Raw genomic sequence first — 20,145 nt, forward strand, 5'->3', positions numbered from 1 at the left:
CGTCCTCTCGGCTTTCAACTGATGTGGTAGTCGGACAACGGGTAGGTCGAGGCCTCGCGCACTGCGTTACGCGTGGACATCGGCCGCAGCAGAGTCGGTTCACCACTGGGATTGAAATAGTACGACCGCGCCGATGCGCAGTTTCCTTGGGTGAACAAAGTGCACCCGAGCAGCTCGGTCATCCGGTCCAGGTAGCGGGTGTTGGCTTCCTCGGTGACCTCGAATGTGGTTGCCCCGCGGCGCTTCAGCTCGCCGAAGATCCGGTCCATGTGCCGCATCTGGTATTCCATCGAGTTGAAGAAGTTCAACCCGAGGAAGGCGTACGGGCTGGCCAGGCTCAGGAAGTTCGGGAAATACGGCACCGCGACGCCCTGGTAGGCCTGGAATCGGGTTTCCCGCCACCACTTTCCGAGGTTGCGGCCGTCGCGGCCGATCACCTCGAAGGCCGGGAAGTTGGCTTCCCAGATGTCGTAGCCGGTTGCCAGTACCAGCGTGTCGATGACGGCCTTGGTGCCGTCGTTGGCCACGATGCCGTCGGCCTCGACGTGGTCGATACCGTTGGTCTGCAGGTGCACGTTGGGTTTGGTGAACGAGCGGTAGTACTTGTTGGAGAACGTCGGCCGCTTGCAGCCGAAGTCGTAGTCCGGGGTGAGCTTTTCGCGCAGCGCCTTGTCCCGGATCGTGGCGAATCGCCACATCTTGGCCAGGTCGGCCGCGGCGATGGTGATGCGCGGGATGTAGCGCAACACCCCCACGGCGATCATCCACTCGTAAAGCGCGTCGGTGACTGCGCGGACGGCGCGCTGGGTGAATGGGAAGCGGGCGAACAGCCGCTTGGACCGCGCCGAGAACTTGATGTCGACCTTGGGCACCACGTAGATCGCGGTGCGCTGGTAGACCGTGAGGTCGGCGGCGTCCTTGGCCAGCTCGGGGATGAGCTGGACGGCGGTGGCGCCGGTGCCGATGATGCCGATGTGCCGGCCGGCCGGGTTGTAGCTGTCGTCCCAGTCGGCGGTGTGGACGACCTTGCCCTCAAAGCTGTGGATGCCGGCGATCTCCGGGGTGAACGGCTGCGACAGGAACCCGGTCGCGGTGATCAGGTAGCGCGCCGTCAGAATGTCGCCGTCGGCCAGCGTGACCTTCCACAGCGTGGCTTCCTCGTCCCACCGCGCGCTCTCGACGGTCGCGTTGAAGCGAATGTGGCGGCGGATGTCGTACTTGTCGGCGACAGTGTCGGCGTACTGCTTGATTTCCGACCCCGTGGAGAACAGCCGGTTCCAGTTCGGATTGGGTTCGAAGTAGTACGAGTACGTGGTGGTCGGGACGTCGACGGTGAGCCCTGGGTAGTGGTTGACATACCAGGTGCCGCCCAGATCGTCCTCGCGGTCCAACACGGCGAAATTGTCGAACCCCAGGCGTTTGAGCTGTATTGCCGCACCGATTCCTGCGAAACCGGCGCCGACGACGATCGCGTCGAGCTGCATCGATGGCATGCCGTCAGAATACCGTATCTTACTCACGAGTAATATACGTCCGTTGGGCCCGAGTCGCCGGGACCAATGTCGTCGAACTCGGGCTGGTCGTCAGCCCCAGTCAGTTGTTCGTGATGGGCGCCGGCGGCAGCGGTTTCCGGACCGGCTCGAGCGGGTACGGAGCACGCTGCGGCGGCGATGGCGGCGGGTACTTCGTCCAGGTCGGCCTCGGCCCGCGCTGACGGTTTCTCACCCAGGCGTTATACCGCTTCAGGTAGTTGTTGTAGTTCTGCGTGTTGAGCTTCTTGATGTAGTTGAACCGGTTGACGTAATTGGCGTAGTTGGCCTTGTACTGGCGGTCGACGTAGTCAACCTGGGCTTGCCAATTTTTGAGCGCAATATCGTTGGCTCGCTCGATCGACGCCACCTGCTCGAGGTAGGCGCGCATCGTGTCGTCGGTGACTGGGTCACCGGCCGCAGCCGCCGCAGCTCGCACGCTCGCGGCCGCAACGATCTGCGCGGTGGTGGTGTCGCCATCAGTCGCCGGGACGGTGCCGTCGTCGCCACCTCTGCCTCGCAGGCCGAATAGTCCACCGCCACCACCTGATTGACCAATTCCCGCGATCGCGGTCCCGGTGCCGAACGCGTCGGCATCGCCGCCACGGCCACCACGACCGCCGACCGCTGTCAGCAAACCACCGCCACCGAGTCCGCCATCGCCGCCCTGGGCATTCCCGTTGCTATAGGCGACCGCGACGCCACCGCTGGCGCCGTCGCCACCCAAACCAATCAGCACGCGGCCGCCGTCACCTCCGGAGCCGCCCTGGGCATCGCCGTCGTCGGAGTAGCCATCGGCGCCCAGGCCGCCCCTGCCACCCGCGCCGAACGCCGCATCGCCGCCGGCTCCGCCATACCCGCCGAGAGCGCCGGCCGCGTTGTATGCCGAACCGTCGCCGCCCTCGCCGCCGTGCCCGCCGAGGCCGAAGGCAGTGCTGCCACCCCGACCACCGTCGCCGCCGGCGGCGACATCGTCTGGATCGGCACTCTCGGCTTCGGCGACCCCGCCGGTGCCACCGCTGCCGGCCTGGCCGAACACGTTGGCCCCGCCGCTGCCACCACTGCCGCCGAGTGCGGTTCCGGCGTCCGCGACGGCCATCCCGCCGTCGCCGCCACGGGAACTAATGCCAAACACTCCGTTGCCCGCGGCACCGCCGTTGCCGCCGGCCGCTGTGCCATCGGCCGAGTAGGCAGTACCGCCGGCGCCGCCATCTCCGGTGATGCCCAGCAGACCACTGTTGCCGCCATTACCGCCGTCGCCGGCGATGGCATCACCTGTCGGGCCGTTGATATCCCAGCCGCCCGCGCCGCCGGCACCGCCGTTACCCGCCAGCAGGCCGCCGTTGCCGCCGTTGCCGCCTCGGGTCGCCGCGCTGACCAGGGTTCCGTCTTGCGCGTAGACGGCATCCGCGCCCGCGCCGCCGGTTCCGCCGGTTCCAAACCAGCCCGCCGCGCCACCGTTGCCGCCGTTGAAGCCGTTGCCGCCGTTGCCGAAGATTCCGCTCTTACCGCCGTTGCAGACGGCGCCGCCCGTGCAGGTGCCGGCCGTCCAGGAGTAACCGTTGCCGATGATCAGCCCGCCGTTGGGATGAGCGGCCGTGCCATTGCCGAAGAAGAGGCTGACGATCGACTCGAATCCGGCCAGCGCACCCACCGCGGCGGAGCGCGGTGTGGTGGTCACTGCCGTGGTGGCTGAAGTGACCTGCACATCGGCGACAGCCGTTGCCGGCTTGGCCGATGAGGCGGCTGAGTCCGCGGCCGTGGCGGGGACGCTCGCCGTCCGCTTGGCGGCGCCGGTGCTCGAATCACGGCGCGTTGGAACGGTCTTCGGCGCCGATGCCGACGCCGACGCCGAGCCGGTTACCGATGTGGCGGTGTCCGTGCCGGAGCCGCGTGCGGAGGAGGCCGTCGTCGACGGCTTCGGCGACGACTTCGATGGGCCGGCCGTGGACGAATCCGATTTCGACGTGCTGCTCGTTTTGCCGCTCGAACCGGTGGTGTCGGCAGATGCGACCGCCGGAGTCGAGGCGATCGCCAGGCCTAGACCGAGTGCCACTGCGGACGCTCCGGCCCAGCAAATCAGGTTTGAATAGCTACCTTCACCATGGTTCACGATGGAACGAATACTGGACCGAACGAGGCCATCGGAAAGCTCTTGAAGGTCGGTATTCTTTGCCGCAGCAAGCAGATTCATATGTTCTCCCCCCGGAACAACCGTTAGCTATGTGTATTAGCTGGAACAGGGCCACGCAAATTCCGTCCAGAGCATAGAACGAATGTGTAGTGGCGTCTAGCCAAAATGCCGATTCGCATCGAGATGCCGCCGGCCAGCCGAATTTCGTTCACCGTACCGGATTTCGTGCCCGAGACCGTCGCGGGGGTAGCGAGCGGGTAGCGGGCTAGGGCAGGGCGGATAGTCCCGCGTCGACCGCCAGCGCGGGGACGTCGAGCGACTTGGAGCCGAGATCGTGGCGCGCCCCGGTGACCTCGACGATCTCGACAGGCCCGGGGATCGCACGGGCCGCGTCGCGAATTTCCTCGATGCTCCCGAACGGATCAGACGTGCCGTGGGTGAACACCGTGGGCACGGTGATGGCGCCGAAGTGCTCGGTGCGCAGCCGCTCCGGCTTGCCCGGCGGATGCAGCGGATACGAGAACAGCGTCAGCAGCGCCACGAGGCCGGCGTGTTCGGCGACGACCATCGAGGTCTGCCTGCCGCCGTAGGAGTGGCCGCCGGCGACCACCGGGCCGTCGGCCAGCGTGCGGGCCAAGGTGAGGGCCTCGACGATGCCGTCGCGGTCGCCGGCCGCCGACCCCGACGGCGGTCCCTTCGGGCGGCGTTGCCGGTAGGGCAGGTTGTAGCGCACCGCCAGCCAGCCATGGGACGCCCACTCGTCGCAGATGCGGACCAGCAGCGGCGACTCCCGGCTGCCGCCGGCCCCGTGGGTCAACATCACGACGCCCGCCGGTGTGCCGTTCGGCTCGTGAGCGACCCCGGCGATGTCCTCGATGCTCACGCCTGCAACCGGAACAGCGCCGACACCGGACCGTGGCCACCGCCCAGCGGGTAGGCCGCCCGCAGGCATTCGGTGACCCAGGCTTTGCCGAACGCCACGGCCTCGGGCATCGAATACCCGTGCGCCAGGCCGCATGCGGTGGCCGCGGCCAGTGTGTCGCCGGCGCCGTGGTCGTGGGTGGTGTCCACCCGGGGGGCGTCGAACTCGTGGAAGTCGGTGCCGTCGTAGAGCAGGTCGGGACTGTGCGCCGAGCCCCGCAGATGGCCACCCTTCACCAGTACCCACTGCGGGCCCAGTGCGTGCAGCGCCTTGGCGGCGGCGCGCTGGGTCTGCTCGTCGACGACCTCGATTCCGACCAGCAGCCGCACCTCGTCGAGGTTGGGTGTGACCAAGCTGGCCAGCGGGAAGAGTTCGGTGCGCAACGTCTCCAGCGCCGAGGGATGCAGTAGCGGGTCGCCGTGCATGGACGCGCACACCGGGTCGACGACGAACGGGGTGGCGCCGGCCAGCCCCAGGTCACGCCAGGTGCCCGCGACGGTCTCGATGATCTGCGAGGAGGCCAGCATGCCGGTCTTGGCCGCCTGAACACCGATGTCGCCGGCTACCGCTTCGATCTGGCCGGCGATTACATCCGTCGGGATCTCGTGAAAACCCTTGACGCCCAACGAGTTCTGCACGGTAACGGCGGTGACGGCCACCAGTGAGTGCACACCCAGTAGTGCGAAGGTCCGCATGTCGGCCTGGATGCCTGCGCCGCCACCGGAATCGGAGCCGGCGATCGTCAGGACCCGCAGCGGGGTTTGGCCGGGCGGGGTCAGGGTGAGGAAATCCACGGCAGTCAGTTTTCCAGAGGGATGTACACCCGGTTGCCGTGTGCGGCGAACTCCTCGGATTTGGCCGCCATGGCATCGCGAATGTCCTGCGTGATGCGCATGGAGCAGAACTTCGGTCCGCACATCGAACAGAAGTGTGCGGTCTTGGCCGGTTCGGCCGGCAGCGTCTCGTCGTGGAACTCGCGGGCGGTGTCGGGATCCAGGGACAGGGCGAACTGGTCGTGCCAGCGGAAGTCGAACCGGGCCCGGGAGAGCGCATCGTCGCGTTCCTGTGCTCGCGGGTGCCCCTTGCCCAGGTCGGCGGCATGGGCGGCGATCTTGTACGCGATCACGCCGTCCTTGACGTCCTTGCGGTTCGGCAGCCCGAGGTGTTCTTTCGGGGTGACGTAGCACAGCATCGCCGTGCCGGCCTGGGCGATGATCGCCGCGCCGATCGCCGACGTGATGTGGTCATAGCCCGGGGCGATATCGGTGGCCAACGGTCCGAGAGTGTAGAACGGCGCCTCGTCGCACAGCTCCTCCTCGAGGCGGACGTTCTCCACGATCTTGTGCATCGGCACGTGGCCGGGCCCCTCGATCATCACCTGCACCCCAGCGGCTTTCGCGACCTTGGTCAGTTCACCCAGGGTGGCCAGCTCGGCGAACTGGGCCGCGTCGTTGGCATCGGCAATCGAACCCGGCCGCAGGCCGTCGCCCAGTGAGAAGGTGACGTCGTAGCGCGCCAGTATGGTGCAGAGCTCGTCGAAGTTGGTGTACAGGAACGACTCTCGGTGGTGGGCCAGGCACCAGGCGGCCATGATGGATCCGCCGCGACTGACGATCCCGGTGACGCGCTTGACGGTCAGCGGGATATGGCTCAGCAGAACGCCGGCGTGCACCGTCATATAGTCCACACCCTGCTCGCACTGCTCGATCACGGTGTCGCGGTATATCTCCCAGCTCAACTGGGTGGGATCGCCCCTGACCTTCTCCATCGCCTGATACATCGGCACGGTGCCGACCGGCACGGGGGAGTTGCGCAGGATCCATTCCCTGGTGGTGTGGATGTCGGCGCCGGTGGACAGGTCCATGATGGTGTCGGCGCCCCACCTGGTGGCCCAGACCATCTTGTCGACCTCCTCGCCGATCGAGGAGGTGACGGCCGAATTGCCGATATTGGCATTGACTTTCACGGCGAAGGCCTTGCCGATGATCATCGGTTCGCTCTCCGGGTGACGATGGTTGGCGGGAATCACGGCCCGCCCGCGCGCCACCTCGTCGCGAACGAGATCCGCCGGTACTCCCTCCCTGACCGCAATGAACGCCATCTCGGCGGTGATCTCACCGGCACGGGCCCGCTGCAACTGGGTGCCGCGGTCGGCGACCACGCCTGGCCGTGCGGGCAGGCCGGCGTGCAGGTCGATCAGTGCGTGCGAGTCGGTGTAGGGACCCGAGGTGTCGTAGAGGTCCAGGTACTCGTCATCCGCCAGGCCGACCCGGCGAAATGGCACCCGGATGCCGTCACCGAGTTGGCGATAGACCTTCGTGCTGCCGGCGATCGGGCCGGTGGTGACGGTGGGTTCGACAAAGCGATCGGTCATTTTCACTCCCTACGCCGGCATTACCCGGACAGGTTCTACGGTCGACGGCCCTAGCCGTCCTCTCAGCGCACTCGGCGTGCGCTCCCGTGTGGTTGTTGTTCCGAGGCCCACAGTAACCCACCGGCAACCCGTCGGCGCTCGAAGCGGCTGGATGAATGTCAGTGCCCGCCGGCAGGCTGCCTGTTATGGCGAAGCGGGAGGTGTTCGTCGGACGTGAGGCTCTGTCGGATGGTCGATTGACCAGAAGCGAATTGGCGCGTTGGTACCGGCCGGTGTTCCGCGGCGTGTATGTGCCAAGGGATTCGCGGACGACGCTGTGGGACCGGGCGAAGGCCGCGTGGTTGGCCACCGGGCGGCAGGCGGTGATCACCGGTGTGGCGGCGTCTGGGCTATATGGCGCGAACTGGGTTGATGCCGACACCACCATTGAGCTGATATCCCCGCGCCACGCCCGGCCGCAACCGGGTCTGGTGGTCCGGCAGGAGTCGCTGGCGTCCGACGAGATCACCACAGTGGCGGGCCTTCCCGTGGTGGTGCGCGCCCGCGCGGCCTTCGACCTCGCCAGGCATCTGGGGCGCAGCGAGGCGACTGCCCGTCTGGATGCACTGATGCGTAACGGGGTGTTCTCCGTCGAGGATGTGCACGTCTTGGCCAAGCGGTATCCCCGCGTGCGCGGCCTGAGGCAGGTGGCCGGCGTGCTGCCCCTGGTGGATGGTGGGGCGGCCTCGCCGCGGGAGACCCGGCTGCGGCTGCTGTACATCGATGCGGGTCTCCCGCGTCCCGCAACCCAGGTCCCGGTCTTTGATGGATGGCGGGTGGTACGGCTCCTCGACCTGGGATGGGAGGGTTTTCGGGTCGGCTCGGAGTACGACGGCGACGTGCACCGCACCGACCGCCGGGCGTACGTCAAGGATCTCCGGTTGCGCGCGACAGTGGAGAACCTCGGCTGGACGGTCGATCACGTCATCAAGGAAGACCGCGATGCAGAGATCATCGAGCGTGCCACCCGAATGCTGCTCTCTCGCGGCTGGAAACCGTGAGCACGGACCCCTCTCGGATTGATTTTCACGTTTCGTGCCGGTGCACTCAACTCTTTCCTGCGAAAGGTGAAATTCGACGGGGCATCGCTCGCAGTAAGTGTGGGATTAACGATTGGCCCTACATGATTTGTATAGCTAACATATGCGTTATTGCGCCGCAGGCGCCCCGTTTGCTCTTTGCTAGACGCTTGCATACGAAACGAGATTCGCCGTGACGACCGAGCTCGACCCTGCCCTGGCCGAAACCGACCGGCGTCGCCGCCGGATGGACCACGATCACCCGCATTACAAGTGGGTGGTGCTGTCCAACACCACGCTGGGCATTCTGCTGGCGTCGATCAACGCCTCGATCGTCCTGATCTCCTTGCCGGCCATCTTCCGCGGCATCGGACTCAACCCGCTGGCCCCGGGCAATGTCAGCTACCTGCTGTGGATGCTGATGGGTTATCTGGTGGTGACCGCTGTGCTGGTGGTGCCCTTCGGTCGCCTCGGCGACATGTACGGCCGAGTCAAGATCTACAACATCGGCTTCGTTGTCTTCACGCTGTCGGCCGTTGCGCTGTCGTTCGACCCGTTCCATCTCGACGGCGGCGCGATCTGGCTCATTGCTTGGCGGGTGGTCCAGGGCGTCGGCGGCGCGATGCTGATGTCGTCGTCGTCGGCCATCCTCACCGACGCGTTCCCCGCCAACCAGCGCGGCATGGCGCTGGGGGTCAACATGGTCGCCGCGGTGGCCGGCTCGTTCCTCGGCCTCCTCATCGGTGGCGTGCTCTCCGAGATCCACTGGCAGGCGATCTTCTGGGTGGGTGTGCCGATCGGCATCCTCGGCACCATCTGGAGCGTGCGCTCACTCAAGGAACTCGGAGTGCGCAGCCCCGGCCGGGTCGACTGGGCGGGCACCGTGACGTTCGGTGTCGGCCTGACCGTCCTGCTGATCGGAATCACGTACGGCATCCAGCCTTACGGCAACTCGACGACCGGATGGACCAGCCCGATGGTGCTGGGTTCCATCATCGGCGGCGTGCTGTTGCTGGTGCTGTTCTGTTTGATCGAGCTGCGGGTGGCGCAGCCCATGGTCGACATCCGGTTGTTCCGGTCGGCGTCGTTCGGCATGGGAAACCTCGCCGGACTGATGTCCTCGGTGGGCCGCGGCGGCCTGCAGTTCATGCTGATCATCTGGTTGCAGGGCATCTGGCTTCCGTTGCACGGCTACAGCTTTGAATCCACACCGCTGTGGGCGGGCATCTATCTGCTGCCGGCGACGTTCGGCTTCCTTGCCGCCGCGCCGATTGCCGGGTCCTTGGCCGACCGGTTCGGCGCGCGGCCGTTCACCGTGGCAGGCATGCTGCTCATGGCCGCCACATTTGTGGCGCTGCTGCTGATCCCGGTGAACTTCAACTACTGGATCTTCGCGGTGCTGGTATTCCTCAACGGCCTCGGCGGCGGCATCTTCACCGCCCCCAACACGGCGGCCATCATGTCCAGCGTCCCGGCCGCCCAGCGCGGCGCGGCATCGGGGGTGCGGTCGACGTTCTTCAACGCCGGCAACTCACTGTCGATCGGAATCTTCTTCTCGCTCATGATCGTCGGGCTGGCACACACCCTGCCCGACGCGATGAGCCAGGGCCTGCAGGCGCAGGGTGTCTCCGCGTCGGTCGCCCATGACGTCGCCAATCTGCCGCCCGTCGGCAGCCTGTTCGCTGCGTTCCTGGGCTACAACCCGATCGCCGAACTACTGGCGCCGTTCAACGCGCTCCACCAGCCGGGCGTGAACGTCGAGGTGCTGACCGGGCAGACGTTCTTCCCCAACCTCATCACCGAGCCGTTCCACTCCGGTCTGACGGTGGTGTTCGGCGCCGCCGCGCTGATGATGGTGATCGGTGCGATCGCGTCGCTGTTCAACCCTGGCCGCTACGCGGCCGACGCGATCATCGAGGCCGAGCAGGCGAAGGTCGAGGAGTAATCACCGGCGCGGCGGTCCCCTCGACCACCCAGCGGTGCAGCCGGCCTGCGGTCCGCCACATCGCGGCCTGCATCTCGTCGGGCCCCAATTCGTCTTGGGCACAAGCCCTGAGGCGATCGGAAACCCTGACCAGAGTGACCGGTGCCAGGCGAGCGGTGCGATCACGCGAGGCCCGTACGCTCTGTGCGACCACCTCGCGCAGTTCGATGAGGTCGCCGACGACCCGGGAACCTCCCGCGGGCCGTTCCCGCCGATAGAGCTCGATCAGCGCGTCGATACACGTCAACGCTTGATGGGCAGTGCTTTTGGGAATCAGGATGTCAGCGTCCGAACTCACGGGCTAAGCCCAGCACACCCGCGCGAACAGATCGTGACGAGTCACCGACTACCGGGGTTCACCAATCCGAACGGCCGACCAGAATCAGGTCGTTCAGCGCGAAAGCTGGCACGGCGAGCGTCTCCGAGAGTGCAGCCGCGTAGGACCGGGCGATCCGTGGGCCGTCCCGCTGTTCGTCGAAATCTCCGGTCAAGTCGACGGCGACACGACATCCCAATGTGTCGCCGGCTTCGACCACGTCGACGCGGAGCACTCCCGCGGGCAGCGGCAGTCTTGTGGTCACCGCGCGCACATGCTCGATGGTTGCTGCCCAATCGACGTAAACCGACACAAACGACCCCATCCCAAACATGCTGGCGTCATTCACCGCCGGTCGCCACTCGAATCACCCAATGTTCACCTGCCGTTATGTCGGATCCATGCGGGTGGGCGCGACACCGGTGGTGGCATAGACGTATAGGGCGGCCTCCTTGTCCGAAGCCGATGTGTCGGCGACACCGCGCAGCCTGTCTCATCTGGGCTCCAAACCGGCGCCGCCTTCGGTAGCTTCACTGTCCGTGCCCGTGCTGACGAACCGCCAGATCCTGTTGCGCCAACGCCCGTCGGGCCTGGTGCAACCCAACGACACCGAACTGATCACTACGGCCGCCCCCGAGCTCGCCGAGGGTGAGGCGCTGCTGCGCACCACCTATGTCGGGCTGGACGCGGCTGTGCGCACCTGGCTCGACGATCAGCCGAGCTACCTGCCGCCGGTGCAACTCGGTGAGGTCATCCGCGCGGCGGGCATCGGCGAGGTCGTCGAATCCCGGTGTGAGGCGTTCGCCGTCGGCGACATCGTCACCACCCTCACTGGTTTTCAGGACTACGCCATCATCCGCGACGACCTTTTCAGCACGCCCATCCCGGGCGAAACCGACCAACTCGCGATCATGAGCGTGTACGGGCCCACCGGTGCCACCGCCTATTTCGGGATGACGGACATCGGCCGCCCGCAGGAAGGGCAAACAGTGGTGGTGTCGGCCGCCGCCGGCGCCACCGGCTCGGTCGCCGGCCAGATCGCCAAGATCGCCGGGGCCCGCGTCATCGGAATCGCCGGCGGCCCGGACAAGTGCCGGGCCGTCGTCGAGGACTTCGGGTTCGACGCCTGCATCGACTACAAGCGCGACGACATCCCGGCCGCACTCAAACAGCATTGCCCCAAGGGCGTCGACGTCTACTTCGACAACGTCGGCGGCCCGATCCTCAACGCGGTGTTGGGGCGGCTGGCCCCCAAAGCCAGGGTGGTGTTGTGCGGCGTCATCTCCAGCTACCTGACCGGGGAGCATCCCGGACCGGCCAACTATGTGAACCTGTTGGCCAAGACCGCCACGATGCAGGGGTTCAACGCCCTGGACATGTGGGGCCGCTTCGACGAGGCGTTCGCCAATCTGCGCCGCTGGGAATCCGAGGGCAAGTTGGTGCATCGCGAGACCGTGTTCGACGGCCTCGAGTCTTGTGTCGACGCGCTCAACGGCCTGTTCACCGGGGCCAACATCGGCAAGATGCTGGTGAAGGTCAGCGAACCCTCGCCGGTCTGAGGCTCAGCGGCTCAGGTCGACCAGCACCGGCGCGTGGTCACTGGGCGCAGGATCGCCCTTCTTACCCGGACGGCGTTCGTCTTTGACGATCTCGGCGTGCGTTACCCGTGCCGCCAATTCCGGTGAGCCGAGGATGAAGTCGATCCGCATACCGCGGCGCTTCTGGAAGGCCAGCTGGGTGTAGTCCCAATAGGTGTAGACCCCGGGGCCGGCGGTGTACGGGCGCACCACGTCGGTGAACTTCGCGTCGATCATGGCGTTGAACGCGTCGCGTTCTGGCTCCGAGACATGGGTGGCACCGGCGAACGCCGCCATATCCCACACGTCCTCGTCTGTGGGTGCGATGTTCCAGTCGCCGACCAACGCGATGGGCTGCTGCGGATCGTCACGCAACCATTGCTCGGCCGTATTACGCAGGGCGGCAAGCCATTCCAGCTTGTACTGATAGTGCGGGTCGGCCAGGGTACGGCCGTTGGGCACGTAGAGACTCCACACCCGAACCCCTGCGCAAGTGGCAGCCAGTGCGCGGGCCTCCGCCTTGGCGTCCGTGCCGTCCTTGCCCCAAGACGGCTGGCCCTCGAAACCGACCTCGACGTTGTCGAGGCCGACCCGGGAGGCGATCGCGACCCCGTTCCACTGGTTGAACCCGCAATGCACCACCTCGTAGCCGGCCTCGAGGAACGGCATGGTGGGGAACTGGTCGTCGGCACATTTGGTTTCCTGCATGGCCAGCACATCGACGTCGCCGCGCCGCAGCCAGTCGACGACGCGATCCACCCTGGCGCGGATCGAATTCACATTCCAGGTGGCCAGGCGCAGGACGTCGGCGGGCATGGGCTACAGCGTACGACCGGTCAACGACACGGCATCGACGTAGCGGTGGTGATGGTGCAGCCGGAAGCCCAGCGAGTGATATAGCAGGATCGCCGGTTCGTTGTCGCTGAGCACCTGCACGTAGGCCCGGGTCGCACCGCGCTGGGCACCCCACGCCAGCAGCGTTTGGCACAGCCGACGGGCGTGCCCGCGCCTGCGGTGCTCGTCGCTCACGCGGACCGCCGAGATCCCCAGCCAGTGCGTGCCATCCGGCGCGACGGTCACCGCGCCGCGACCCACCGCGGCGGTCGGCTCCGCCGCGAACACCACCTCTCCGTCGACGACCGCGGTCAGGACCTGGGCCGGCACGTCGCGTTCATAGGTCGTCAGCCACGCTGCGTCGGGACGGTCCAGCAGCGTCACCGCCGGGTCCGGTTCGCCCGCGGCCAGCTCGGTAACCATCACCCGGGTGTGCTTGACGCCTTCGGCCCGGATCGGCGACAGCCGCTCCGGCAGCGCCAGCCATGCCGGTAACCCCCGCTGCCGGTACCAGTCAACAATCGGCGGCAACGCGGCGATGGTCGCCGAAAAATCCAGCGGCACAGCCGAGTTGGCCCTACTGGTGTACCCGCCCGCGGCCCGTAGCAGCCAGCCGTCCTGCCAGGTCTGTTCGGTTCCCGGCCAGGCCAGGGCCGCCGCGTGCTCCAGCGCCCGAATCGCGGAGGCCCGCACCGGAACCACGCTGAGCTCCCGCACCGCCACCACGTCGCCGGGTGATACCTCGACCAGGCCGTCGGACTTGGTGCGCACCACGATCACCGGGTCGACGGCCCGCACTTCACCGATCACATCGGTCAGCGGCGGAGTCGTGCCCGCGGGCAAGCGGTAACGGATGCTCACCCGGCTGCCGACCGGCGGCAGGCTGGCCATCGGCTCAGTGACCGAACGGGTCGGGCACCTCGCCGGGCATCCACGACAGGCCGGGCACCCCCCAGCCGTTGGCCTTGACGGTGCGCTTGGCCGCCCTGGCATGCCGGCCGATCAGGTGGTCGACGTAGAGGAAGCCGTCGAGGTGTCCGGTCTCGTGCTGCAGCATCCGGGCGAACAGGTCGTGGCCCTCCAGCGTCACCGGGTTGCCGTCGGCGTCCAGCCCGTTCACCCGGGCCCACTTCGCGCGGCCGCGCGGAAACGATTCGCCGGGCACCGACAGGCAGCCCTCGTCGTCGTCATCCGGGTCGGGCATCGTCTCGGGAATCTCCGAGGTCTCCAGGACCGGGTTGATCACCACGCCTCGGTGGCGCGGGGTCTTGCCGCGCTCGTCGGCGCAGTCATAGACGAACAGCCGCAGTCCGACGCCGATTTGGTTGGCCGCCAGCCCGACTCCGTTCGCCGCGTCCATCGTGTCGTACATGTCCGCGATCAGATCGGCCAGATCTTCGGGCAACGAACCGTCGGCTGCAACCGGCACGGGTTGTGTCGGCGTATGTAGAACGGGATCACCCAAAATCACGATTGGTCTCACTGCCATGATCGGCAAGCTTAAGTCAGCCGACGCGCGGGGTTGGCTGCCGTCCCAACCGGCACAACCGTGATTGAATGAGCGCCGAGCATAGGGATGTCTTCTCAGGGTCTTCGAAAGGGTCAGCAGATCGAAATGGACGGCGCCATGGCACGGGCCGAGCGGTCTAATGACGACGCCGACCTTCCCGATGGGTTGACTCGCCGCGAATACGACGTCCTGGCCTTCGAGCGGCAGTGGTGGAAGTACGCCGGCGCGAAGGAAGAGGCCATCAAGGAGCTCTTCTCCATGTCGGCCACTCGCTACTACCAGGTGCTGAACACCCTGGTCGACCGCCCCGAGGCCCTGGCGGCTGATCCGATGCTGGTCAAACGGTTGCGACGGTTGCGGGCGAGCCGGCAGAAGGCGCGTGCGGCCCGGCGACTCGGCTTCGAGGTTCCCTGATTTTTCTTCGTTGGCGGTGCTGGGCGATGAGCGTTTTCGCGATGCGCGTCCAGCCCCCGTTACAGTGGGCGCGATGAACGACCGCGTACCTGACTCCTCCGGGCTGCCGCTGCGGGCCATGGTGATGGTGCTGCTGTTCCTCGGTGTGATCTTCCTGTTGGTCGGTTTCCAGGCCATGGGCTCGGGCAGCGACAGCAGCAGCGACGACACCTCGGCGCGAACCGTCACCACCACGACGAGCAAAACCTCGGCCGCGCCGGCCCCGAAGGCCGATGTGCGGGTGTTCAACGTCGGCGAAGGCGAAGGCGCCGCCACGCGCATCGGTGACCGGCTGCGCGAAGCCGGCTGGAACGTCACCGAGACCAGCAACCTCCAAGTGCCCCCGATTCCCGCCACGACCGTCTACTACGGTACGACCGACGGGGAACAGGCTGCCGCCGAAGCCGTGGCCAAGGTGCTCAGTGCGCCGGTGGCAGCGAGAATTCCCGAAATTGCCGACCAGCCACCGGGCGTGATCGTTTTGGTGACCGGATAGGCTTCGGCACATGGTCATGCCTGTGAGCCCGTTGAGAACTGCCGCCGCTGTCCTGTTCGTTGTTCCCGTCGCGCTACTGAGCGCATGTAGCCCCAACGAGCCGATCGCCACGCAGCCCGGTACCCCACCGCCGGTCTGGACCGGGTCGTCGGCGCCGGCCGCTGCGGGCGAAGGATCGCACGGCGCGCCCGAGGCGCCCGCCGCCGCCGACACCCTGACCGCACAGATCAAAACCGCCGACGGCACCCAGGTTGCCGCCGCCACCTTCGAATTCCAGGACGGCTTCGCCACGGTTACCGTCCAGACCACCACTGGCGGCAAGCTGACCCCCGGCTTCCACGGCCTGCACCTGCACTCGTTCGCCAAGTGCGAGGCCAACTCGGTGGCCCCGACCGGCGGTGCGCCCGGCGACTTCTTGTCCGCCGGTGGCCACTTCCAGGTCAGCGGCCACACCACGCATCCGGCCAGCGGTGATCTGGCTTCGCTGCAGGTCCGCGATGACGGCACTGCGCTGCTGGTGACCACCACCAATGCATTCACCAAGCAGGATCTGCTGGCCGGCAACGGAACGGCGATCATCATCCACGCGGATTCCGACAACTTCGCCAACATCCCGCCGGAGCGCTATCAGCAGATCAACGGTGGCGCACCCGGCCCCGACGAAACCACGATGGCCACCGGTGACGCCGGCAAGCGGGTGGCGTGTGGTGTCATCGGTACCGGCTAAGCCGCCCACGGCCAAGCCCGGCCGGATCGACTTCGCCGGGTCACCCCGGCCCACCCTCGGCGTCGAATGGGAGTTCGCGCTGATCGACGCGGAAACCAGGGACCTGAGCAATGAGGCCGCCGCGGTGATCGCCGATGTGGGCGAAAGCCCCCATGTGCACAAGGAGTTGCTGCGCAACACCATTGAGGTCGTCACCGGGGTGTGCGACACCGTCGACGAGGCCATGGTGGACCTTCGTTCGACGCTGCGCAGCGCCCGCGAGATCGTGCACGAGCGCGGCATGGAGTTGTTCTGCGCGGGCACCCATCCGTTCGCGTCCTGGTCGACGCAGAAGCTGACTGACGCGCCGCGCTACGCGGAACTCATCAAGCGCACTCAGTGGTGGGGACGCCAGATGCTGATCTGGGGCGTGCATGTGCACATCGGGGTGTCCTCGGCGCACAAGGTGATGCCGATCATCTCGTCCCTGCTCAACCAGTATCCGCACCTGCTGGCGCTGTCGGCGTCCTCGCCGTTCTGGGCCGGTGACGACACCGGGTACGCCAGCAACCGCGCCATGATGTTCCAGCAGTTGCCGACTGCCGGTCTGCCTTTCCAATTCGAGACGTGGCGCCAGTTCGAGTGGTTCGTGCACGACCAGAAGAAGACGGGCATCATCGATCACATCAACGAGATCCGTTGGGACATAAGGCCGTCGCCGCATCTGGGCACCATCGAGGTGCGGGTGTTCGACGGAGTGTCCAATCTGCGGGAGCTCGCGGCGCTGGTCGCGTTGACGCACTGCCTGGTGGTCGACCTGGACCGCAGGCTGGACGCCGGCGAGCAGCTGCCGGTGATGCCGCCCTGGCATGTGCAGGAGAACAAGTGGCGCGCGGCGCGCTACGGCCTTGACGCCATCATCATCCTCGATGCCGACAGCAACGAGCGGCTGGTCACCGAGGACCTCGACGACCTGCTGACCCGGTTGCAGCCGGTCGCCGAATCTTTGTACTGCGCAGACGAATTGGCCGCTGTCGCCGATATTCCGCGGCGCGGTGCGTCCTATCAACGCCAGCACCAGGTGGCCGAGGCCAGTGGCGGTGACCTGCGCGCGGTGGTGGATTCATTGGTCGGGGAGCTGGACATCTAGCGATTGGAGGCGCCCATGAGGATTCGACGATGGGGACTGGCGGTCGTGGCCGCCGCGGTGGTGATCGGTGTCGGCGGATGCGCCGAGCCGATCGCGGGGACTCCGGTGGCGACGCCGGGCGAGGCAGGTAAACACCTCGCGCCCGCCGATCTGACGACGACGACCTGCCGTGACTACCTGACCATGGACGTGGTCACCCGCCGCGAAGTGATCAAGGCAATTGGTAAGAGCGGCAACCAGTTGGTCGCGATGAACCCCGAACTGTGGGCCGGCGTCGCCGGTGCGCTCTGCGGATTCGTAGACCCCAGCGCGCCGGTGAAGGACGTGGTGATGGGGCAGGGCATCCGCTAGCCATGGCCGCGCAACCGATGTTTCCGCTGCAGTCGGCGCTGCTGCCCGGGGAGTTCTTGCCGCTGCGGATATTCGAGCCACGATACTCGCGGCTCGTGCAGGACTGCCTGGCGATGACCGATCCTGCGTTCGGGGTGGTGCTGATCACCCAAGGACGTGAGATCGGCGGCGGGGACGTACGTAGCGACGTCGGCGCACTGGCCCACATCACCGAGCACGCCGACGAGGGGATGGGCCGCTACCAACTGAGAACCGTTGTCGGTGAACGGATCCGGGTACTCGAGTGGCTGGACGACGATCCGTACCCGCGCGCTGTCGTCGAACCCTGGCCCGACCAGCCAGGCGCACCGGTGACCCCCGAGCACATCGGCGGGGTCATCGACAAGATTCTCGCGCTGTTCCAGCGCATCCTCAGCGTGCGGGGCGGGCAACTGCGGTCGGACGCGCTCGCGGTCGAGCCCGAAGTCGCCGATGACCCGTCGCGGCACATCTACGAGCTCGCCGCCCGGGTGCCGATGGGACAAGCCGACCGCTACGCGGTACTGGCCGCGCCGACGCTGGCCGAGCGGGTGGCCGTGCTCACCGACGCCATCGAAACCGTCACGGCCATGGTCGAATTCCAGATCGCCACTGACGACACAGGGGAGTAGGCGCTCAAATCTTGCGGGCGTCCAGCAGGACCGTGTCGGGTACAGGATCCTCGAGGTCGGCGGGGGCCGGCCGCCGGTAGCGCGCCATCAGGTCGGCGGCGGCGATGGCGCTGACCTCCCAGCCGTGCTCGGTCAGCCATTGCGCGACGTCGGTGCGGGCCTCCATGTACCACAGCCCGGTGACGTCGGGCTCAGACATGGGCGATTCCGCTTCGCTTCTTGCTGGCCCGGATCCGCCGGCCTCGGCGGCCGCACGGCGCGCCTCGGCTACCCGTTTCTGGCGCCGGTCCAGCTGCTCGGCGGAGTAGAACACCTCGCCGAATGCCTCGACCGAGAGATGACTGCCGCGCGCGCTGAGGGCGTCGATCTGCTCGAACAGTGCGTCCTGGGCGACGGCGGGCAGGTAGGGCAGAAGTCCTTCCGCCGACCACGCGGTCGGGGTGGACGGATCGAAACCGGCCTGCCGCAACGCCATTGGCCAGTCGTGGCGCAGGTCCACCGCCACTGCGGCATAGCGCACGGCAGGCTGGGCATGATGCTTCGCCAGCACCCGATCCTTGAACTCGAGCACCTTCGGCTGGTCGATCTCGTACACCGTCGAGGCGTCGATCCACGGCAGCCGCCAGGCGCGGGTGTCCAGACCGGCAGCGAGGATGACCGCCTGATCGATGCCGTTCGCGCCGGCCGTGGTGAAGAAGTCGTCGAAGAACTTGGTCCGCGACGCGATGTAGGCGGCCATCGCTTTCGCGCGCTCTCCCCCGTGGTCCAGGAACGGCGAGCGCCAGCCCGCCTCGACCGCGGCCTCGACGAAGTAGTGCGCGTAGGGGTCGGTGTAGAGCGGGTGCTCGGCATCGGTCTCGACGGCCCGGGCGCGGGCCACACTCAGCGCGGTAGCACCCACACTCTCGGTGATGTCCCAGGTGTCGTCGTCGGTTCGGCTCACGGCTTCGGCTTCGCTCTCTCGGTGTCGTCACGCATCTCGTCGACGGTCAGCTCGTCGCCGACCTTCTGCTCACGGTAGGCCAGCTGGCCGACACGGTGTGCCACCACCGGCGCGGTGATCAGGGTGAACATCGCGGTCAGTATGAGCATGCCGACGTCGGCGTTGCCGGACAGCCGGATCGTCGCGCCCGCCAGCACCAGCAGCAGGCCTAGCACCTGCGGTTTGGTCGCGGCGTGCATGCGGGTCAAGGTGTCCGGGAAGCGCAACACGCCGATCGCCGCGGTCAACGCCAGCGCCGAACCGCCCAGCACGAGCACCCCGGCCATCAGATCCAGGCTGCTCATGTTTTGTCCTTCTCGGCGAGGTCGGGCACCCGGAATCGGGCCACGCTGACCGAGCCGACGAAGCTGATCAACGACAGCGCCGCGAGACTGTAGGTCACGGTGGTGTCCAGGCTGAACGCCGCCCAGGTGCCGACACCGCACATCGTCACCGCCACCAGGGTGTCCACGGCGACCAGCCGGTCCAGCGTGCTCGGGCCCATCAGCAGCCGGATCATCGTCACCGCGGCCGCCGCCACGAGCATCACCCCGGACAGCACCCAGACGATCGTCATCGGGAGACCTCCTCGGATTCGATTGCCGCAGGCCGCCATTCGGAATCACGTTCGAATGCCGCGACCATCAACCGTTGCAGCTGGTCGACCTGCCGATAGAACCTTTCGACCGAGCGTTTGGACCCGACGTTGAGCACGTGGACGTAGACCAGCCGCCGGGCCTGGTCGATCTCCAGGACGATCGTGCCCGGGGTGAGGTTCATGATGTTGACGGCCAGCGCCAGCACCAGATCGGACTTCAGCGCCAGATGCCCCCGCAGCACCGCGGACAGCGGCGGGCCGCCCGGCCGGATCGCCAACCACGCCACCTGGACCGACGACTGAGCCAGCCACCATGCCACATGCAGTACCAGCCAGAGCAGCGACAGCGGATGCAGCCGGCCCTGCACCGGTACCGACGGCAAAGGCAGCAGCAGGGTGATGCCCAGCGCCACCACCAAACCCGAGAGGATGTTGGCCACCGACACCGTGCCCCACAGCAGCAGCCACACCAAGGTCAGCCACACCAGCGTCCAGATCCGCAGCGTCAATGTTCTCATCAC

General features: G+C 67.0%; 24 protein-coding genes and 1 riboswitch. Of the genes, 10 read left to right on the forward strand and 14 right to left on the reverse strand.

The genetic code is table 11. The annotated features are described in order from the left end of the window. Positions 1-14: 14 nt before the first annotated feature. Together CG716_RS14935 and CG716_RS31125 are read right to left on the reverse strand one after the other, a co-directional pair. Entirely contained in the window at positions 15-1,493 is a 1,479-nt protein-coding gene (locus tag CG716_RS14935) for a flavin-containing monooxygenase (protein ID WP_094480871.1), read from the reverse strand. A gap of 100 nt (positions 1,494-1,593) precedes the next feature. Continuing rightward, positions 1,594-3,210: a hypothetical protein gene (locus CG716_RS31125; protein ID WP_165774157.1), complete on the reverse strand. Its 1,617-nt coding sequence runs from the start codon at positions 3,208-3,210 to the stop codon at positions 1,594-1,596. Here CG716_RS31125 and CG716_RS14945 point away from each other — a divergent pair. After that, a complete protein-coding gene (locus tag CG716_RS14945; RefSeq protein WP_165774158.1) occupies positions 3,200-3,622 on the forward strand; it encodes a hypothetical protein in 423 nt (140 codons plus the stop codon). The two genes, CG716_RS31125 and CG716_RS14945, sit on opposite strands and share 11 nt — an antisense overlap. Before the next feature lie 306 nt (positions 3,623-3,928). On the opposite strand, the gene CG716_RS14950 is transcribed toward CG716_RS14945, so the two are convergent. The 3 genes from CG716_RS14950 to thiC all read right to left on the reverse strand — a co-directional run bounded on the left by CG716_RS14950 (position 3,929) and on the right by thiC (position 6,959). After that, positions 3,929-4,546, reverse strand: coding sequence for an alpha/beta hydrolase family protein (locus CG716_RS14950; RefSeq protein ID WP_094480877.1), 618 nt, complete (start codon positions 4,544-4,546; stop codon positions 3,929-3,931). Further along, positions 4,543-5,379, reverse strand: coding sequence for a bifunctional hydroxymethylpyrimidine kinase/phosphomethylpyrimidine kinase (gene thiD / locus CG716_RS14955; protein WP_094480879.1), 837 nt, complete (start codon positions 5,377-5,379; stop codon positions 4,543-4,545). Before thiD ends, CG716_RS14950 begins: the two co-directional genes overlap by 4 nt. A gap of 5 nt (positions 5,380-5,384) precedes the next feature. Continuing rightward, on the reverse strand, positions 5,385-6,959 hold the full coding sequence (gene thiC, locus CG716_RS14960; protein ID WP_094480881.1) for a phosphomethylpyrimidine synthase ThiC: 1,575 nt from the start codon (positions 6,957-6,959) through the stop codon (positions 5,385-5,387). Continuing rightward, positions 6,949-7,057, reverse strand: a riboswitch (TPP riboswitch). Its footprint overlaps the gene before it by 11 nt. Positions 7,058-7,144: 87 nt before the next feature. On the opposite strand from thiC, the gene CG716_RS14965 reads away from it, so the two are divergent. Next, positions 7,145-7,999, forward strand: a complete 855-nt coding sequence (locus CG716_RS14965; RefSeq protein ID WP_234817859.1) for a type IV toxin-antitoxin system AbiEi family antitoxin — start codon at positions 7,145-7,147, stop codon at positions 7,997-7,999. A 265-nt stretch (positions 8,000-8,264) separates the two neighbouring features. Beyond that, a complete protein-coding gene (locus CG716_RS14970; protein WP_094480996.1) occupies positions 8,265-9,962 on the forward strand; it encodes an MFS transporter in 1,698 nt (565 codons plus the stop codon). Here CG716_RS14970 and CG716_RS29895 read toward each other — a convergent pair. Both CG716_RS29895 and CG716_RS14975 read right to left on the reverse strand, forming a co-directional pair. Further along, a complete protein-coding gene (locus tag CG716_RS29895) occupies positions 9,928-10,299 on the reverse strand; it encodes a hypothetical protein (RefSeq protein WP_133066947.1) in 372 nt (123 codons plus the stop codon). The genes CG716_RS14970 and CG716_RS29895 overlap by 35 nt on opposite strands. Before the next feature lie 58 nt (positions 10,300-10,357). After that, the gene (locus CG716_RS14975; RefSeq protein ID WP_094480883.1) at positions 10,358-10,642 is read right to left on the reverse strand and encodes a hypothetical protein; all 285 of its coding nucleotides are present in this window, start codon (positions 10,640-10,642) and stop codon (positions 10,358-10,360) included. A gap of 214 nt (positions 10,643-10,856) precedes the next feature. Here CG716_RS14975 and CG716_RS14980 point away from each other — a divergent pair, with 214 nt between their 5' ends. Beyond that, the gene (locus CG716_RS14980; protein ID WP_094480885.1) at positions 10,857-11,876 is read left to right on the forward strand and encodes an NADP-dependent oxidoreductase; all 1,020 of its coding nucleotides are present in this window, start codon (positions 10,857-10,859) and stop codon (positions 11,874-11,876) included. 3 nt (positions 11,877-11,879) lie between these two features. Here the strand turns inward: CG716_RS14980 and CG716_RS14985 are convergent, their stop codons facing one another. Genes CG716_RS14985 through CG716_RS14995 form a run of 3 tightly spaced genes read right to left on the reverse strand, consistent with a single transcriptional unit; the run spans position 11,880 to position 14,217 of the window. Continuing rightward, the gene (locus CG716_RS14985) at positions 11,880-12,695 is read right to left on the reverse strand and encodes an exodeoxyribonuclease III (RefSeq protein WP_207760692.1); all 816 of its coding nucleotides are present in this window, start codon (positions 12,693-12,695) and stop codon (positions 11,880-11,882) included. Between the two features lie 18 nt (positions 12,696-12,713). After that, positions 12,714-13,619 (reverse strand): N-acetylglutamate synthase, CG3035 family, encoded by a 906-nt coding sequence (locus CG716_RS14990; RefSeq protein WP_094480889.1) that lies wholly within the window; start codon positions 13,617-13,619, stop codon positions 12,714-12,716. 4 nt (positions 13,620-13,623) lie between these two features. After that, positions 13,624-14,217: a peptide deformylase gene (locus CG716_RS14995; protein WP_094480891.1), complete on the reverse strand. Its 594-nt coding sequence runs from the start codon at positions 14,215-14,217 to the stop codon at positions 13,624-13,626. Positions 14,218-14,343: 126 nt separating this feature from the next. Between CG716_RS14995 and CG716_RS15000 the strand changes: the two genes are divergently transcribed. The 6 genes from CG716_RS15000 to CG716_RS15025 all read left to right on the forward strand — a co-directional run bounded on the left by CG716_RS15000 (position 14,344) and on the right by CG716_RS15025 (position 18,044). Continuing rightward, positions 14,344-14,652, forward strand: a complete 309-nt coding sequence (locus tag CG716_RS15000; protein ID WP_094480893.1) for a nucleoid-associated protein NapA — start codon at positions 14,344-14,346, stop codon at positions 14,650-14,652. Between the two features lie 73 nt (positions 14,653-14,725). After that, entirely contained in the window at positions 14,726-15,187 is a 462-nt protein-coding gene (locus tag CG716_RS15005; protein WP_094480895.1) for a LytR C-terminal domain-containing protein, read from the forward strand. A gap of 10 nt (positions 15,188-15,197) precedes the next feature. After that, a complete protein-coding gene (gene sodC, locus CG716_RS15010) occupies positions 15,198-15,914 on the forward strand; it encodes a superoxide dismutase[Cu-Zn] (RefSeq protein WP_094480897.1) in 717 nt (238 codons plus the stop codon). Further along, a complete protein-coding gene (locus tag CG716_RS15015) occupies positions 15,895-17,043 on the forward strand; it encodes a glutamate--cysteine ligase (protein ID WP_094480998.1) in 1,149 nt (382 codons plus the stop codon). Before sodC ends, CG716_RS15015 begins: the two co-directional genes overlap by 20 nt. A 15-nt stretch (positions 17,044-17,058) precedes the next feature. Continuing rightward, complete coding sequence (locus CG716_RS15020) at positions 17,059-17,394, forward strand: hypothetical protein (protein ID WP_133066948.1); 336 nt, start codon at positions 17,059-17,061, stop codon at positions 17,392-17,394. A 2-nt stretch (positions 17,395-17,396) separates the two neighbouring features. Next, positions 17,397-18,044, forward strand: coding sequence for an LON peptidase substrate-binding domain-containing protein (locus CG716_RS15025; protein WP_094480901.1), 648 nt, complete (start codon positions 17,397-17,399; stop codon positions 18,042-18,044). 4 nt (positions 18,045-18,048) lie between these two features. Here CG716_RS15025 and CG716_RS15030 read toward each other — a convergent pair whose 3' ends face one another. The 4 genes from CG716_RS15030 to CG716_RS15045 are packed head-to-tail and all read right to left on the reverse strand — an operon-like array spanning position 18,049 to position 20,142. Then, a complete protein-coding gene (locus CG716_RS15030) occupies positions 18,049-18,987 on the reverse strand; it encodes an SAM-dependent methyltransferase (protein ID WP_094480903.1) in 939 nt (312 codons plus the stop codon). Beyond that, positions 18,984-19,331: a monovalent cation/H(+) antiporter subunit G gene (gene mnhG, locus CG716_RS15035; protein ID WP_094480905.1), complete on the reverse strand. Its 348-nt coding sequence runs from the start codon at positions 19,329-19,331 to the stop codon at positions 18,984-18,986. The genes CG716_RS15030 and mnhG overlap by 4 nt, the downstream gene beginning before the upstream one ends. Beyond that, positions 19,328-19,603, reverse strand: coding sequence for a monovalent cation/H+ antiporter complex subunit F (locus tag CG716_RS15040; RefSeq protein ID WP_094480907.1), 276 nt, complete (start codon positions 19,601-19,603; stop codon positions 19,328-19,330). Before CG716_RS15040 ends, mnhG begins: the two co-directional genes overlap by 4 nt. After that, the gene (locus tag CG716_RS15045; RefSeq protein ID WP_094480909.1) at positions 19,600-20,142 is read right to left on the reverse strand and encodes a Na+/H+ antiporter subunit E; all 543 of its coding nucleotides are present in this window, start codon (positions 20,140-20,142) and stop codon (positions 19,600-19,602) included. Before CG716_RS15045 ends, CG716_RS15040 begins: the two co-directional genes overlap by 4 nt. Between the last annotated feature and the right edge of the window lie 3 nt (positions 20,143-20,145).

The sequence above is a fragment of the Mycolicibacterium sphagni genome, assembly GCF_002250655.1.
GTDB classification, from domain to species: Bacteria; Actinomycetota; Actinomycetes; order Mycobacteriales; family Mycobacteriaceae; genus Mycobacterium; species Mycobacterium sphagni.

Coding starts and splice junctions, on each gene's coding strand:
- CG716_RS14935 (WP_094480871.1), bottom strand. CDS start 1,493: ATGCCATCGATGCAGCTCGACGCGATCGTCGTCGGCGCCGGTTTCGCA.
- thiC (WP_094480881.1), bottom strand. CDS start 6,959: ATGACCGATCGCTTTGTCGAACCCACCGTCACCACCGGCCCGATCGCC.
- CG716_RS14965 (WP_234817859.1), top strand. CDS start 7,145: ATGGCGAAGCGGGAGGTGTTCGTCGGACGTGAGGCTCTGTCGGATGGT.
- CG716_RS14970 (WP_094480996.1), top strand. CDS start 8,265: ATGGACCACGATCACCCGCATTACAAGTGGGTGGTGCTGTCCAACACC.
- CG716_RS14975 (WP_094480883.1), bottom strand. CDS start 10,642: ATGGGGTCGTTTGTGTCGGTTTACGTCGATTGGGCAGCAACCATCGAG.
- CG716_RS14990 (WP_094480889.1), bottom strand. CDS start 13,619: ATGGCCAGCCTGCCGCCGGTCGGCAGCCGGGTGAGCATCCGTTACCGC.
- CG716_RS14995 (WP_094480891.1), bottom strand. CDS start 14,217: ATGGCAGTGAGACCAATCGTGATTTTGGGTGATCCCGTTCTACATACG.
- CG716_RS15000 (WP_094480893.1), top strand. CDS start 14,344: ATGGACGGCGCCATGGCACGGGCCGAGCGGTCTAATGACGACGCCGAC.
- CG716_RS15005 (WP_094480895.1), top strand. CDS start 14,726: ATGAACGACCGCGTACCTGACTCCTCCGGGCTGCCGCTGCGGGCCATG.
- sodC (WP_094480897.1), top strand. CDS start 15,198: ATGGTCATGCCTGTGAGCCCGTTGAGAACTGCCGCCGCTGTCCTGTTC.
- CG716_RS15020 (WP_133066948.1), top strand. CDS start 17,059: ATGAGGATTCGACGATGGGGACTGGCGGTCGTGGCCGCCGCGGTGGTG.
- CG716_RS15025 (WP_094480901.1), top strand. CDS start 17,397: ATGGCCGCGCAACCGATGTTTCCGCTGCAGTCGGCGCTGCTGCCCGGG.
- mnhG (WP_094480905.1), bottom strand. CDS start 19,331: ATGAGCAGCCTGGATCTGATGGCCGGGGTGCTCGTGCTGGGCGGTTCG.
- CG716_RS15040 (WP_094480907.1), bottom strand. CDS start 19,603: ATGACGATCGTCTGGGTGCTGTCCGGGGTGATGCTCGTGGCGGCGGCC.
- CG716_RS15045 (WP_094480909.1), bottom strand. CDS start 20,142: ATGAGAACATTGACGCTGCGGATCTGGACGCTGGTGTGGCTGACCTTG.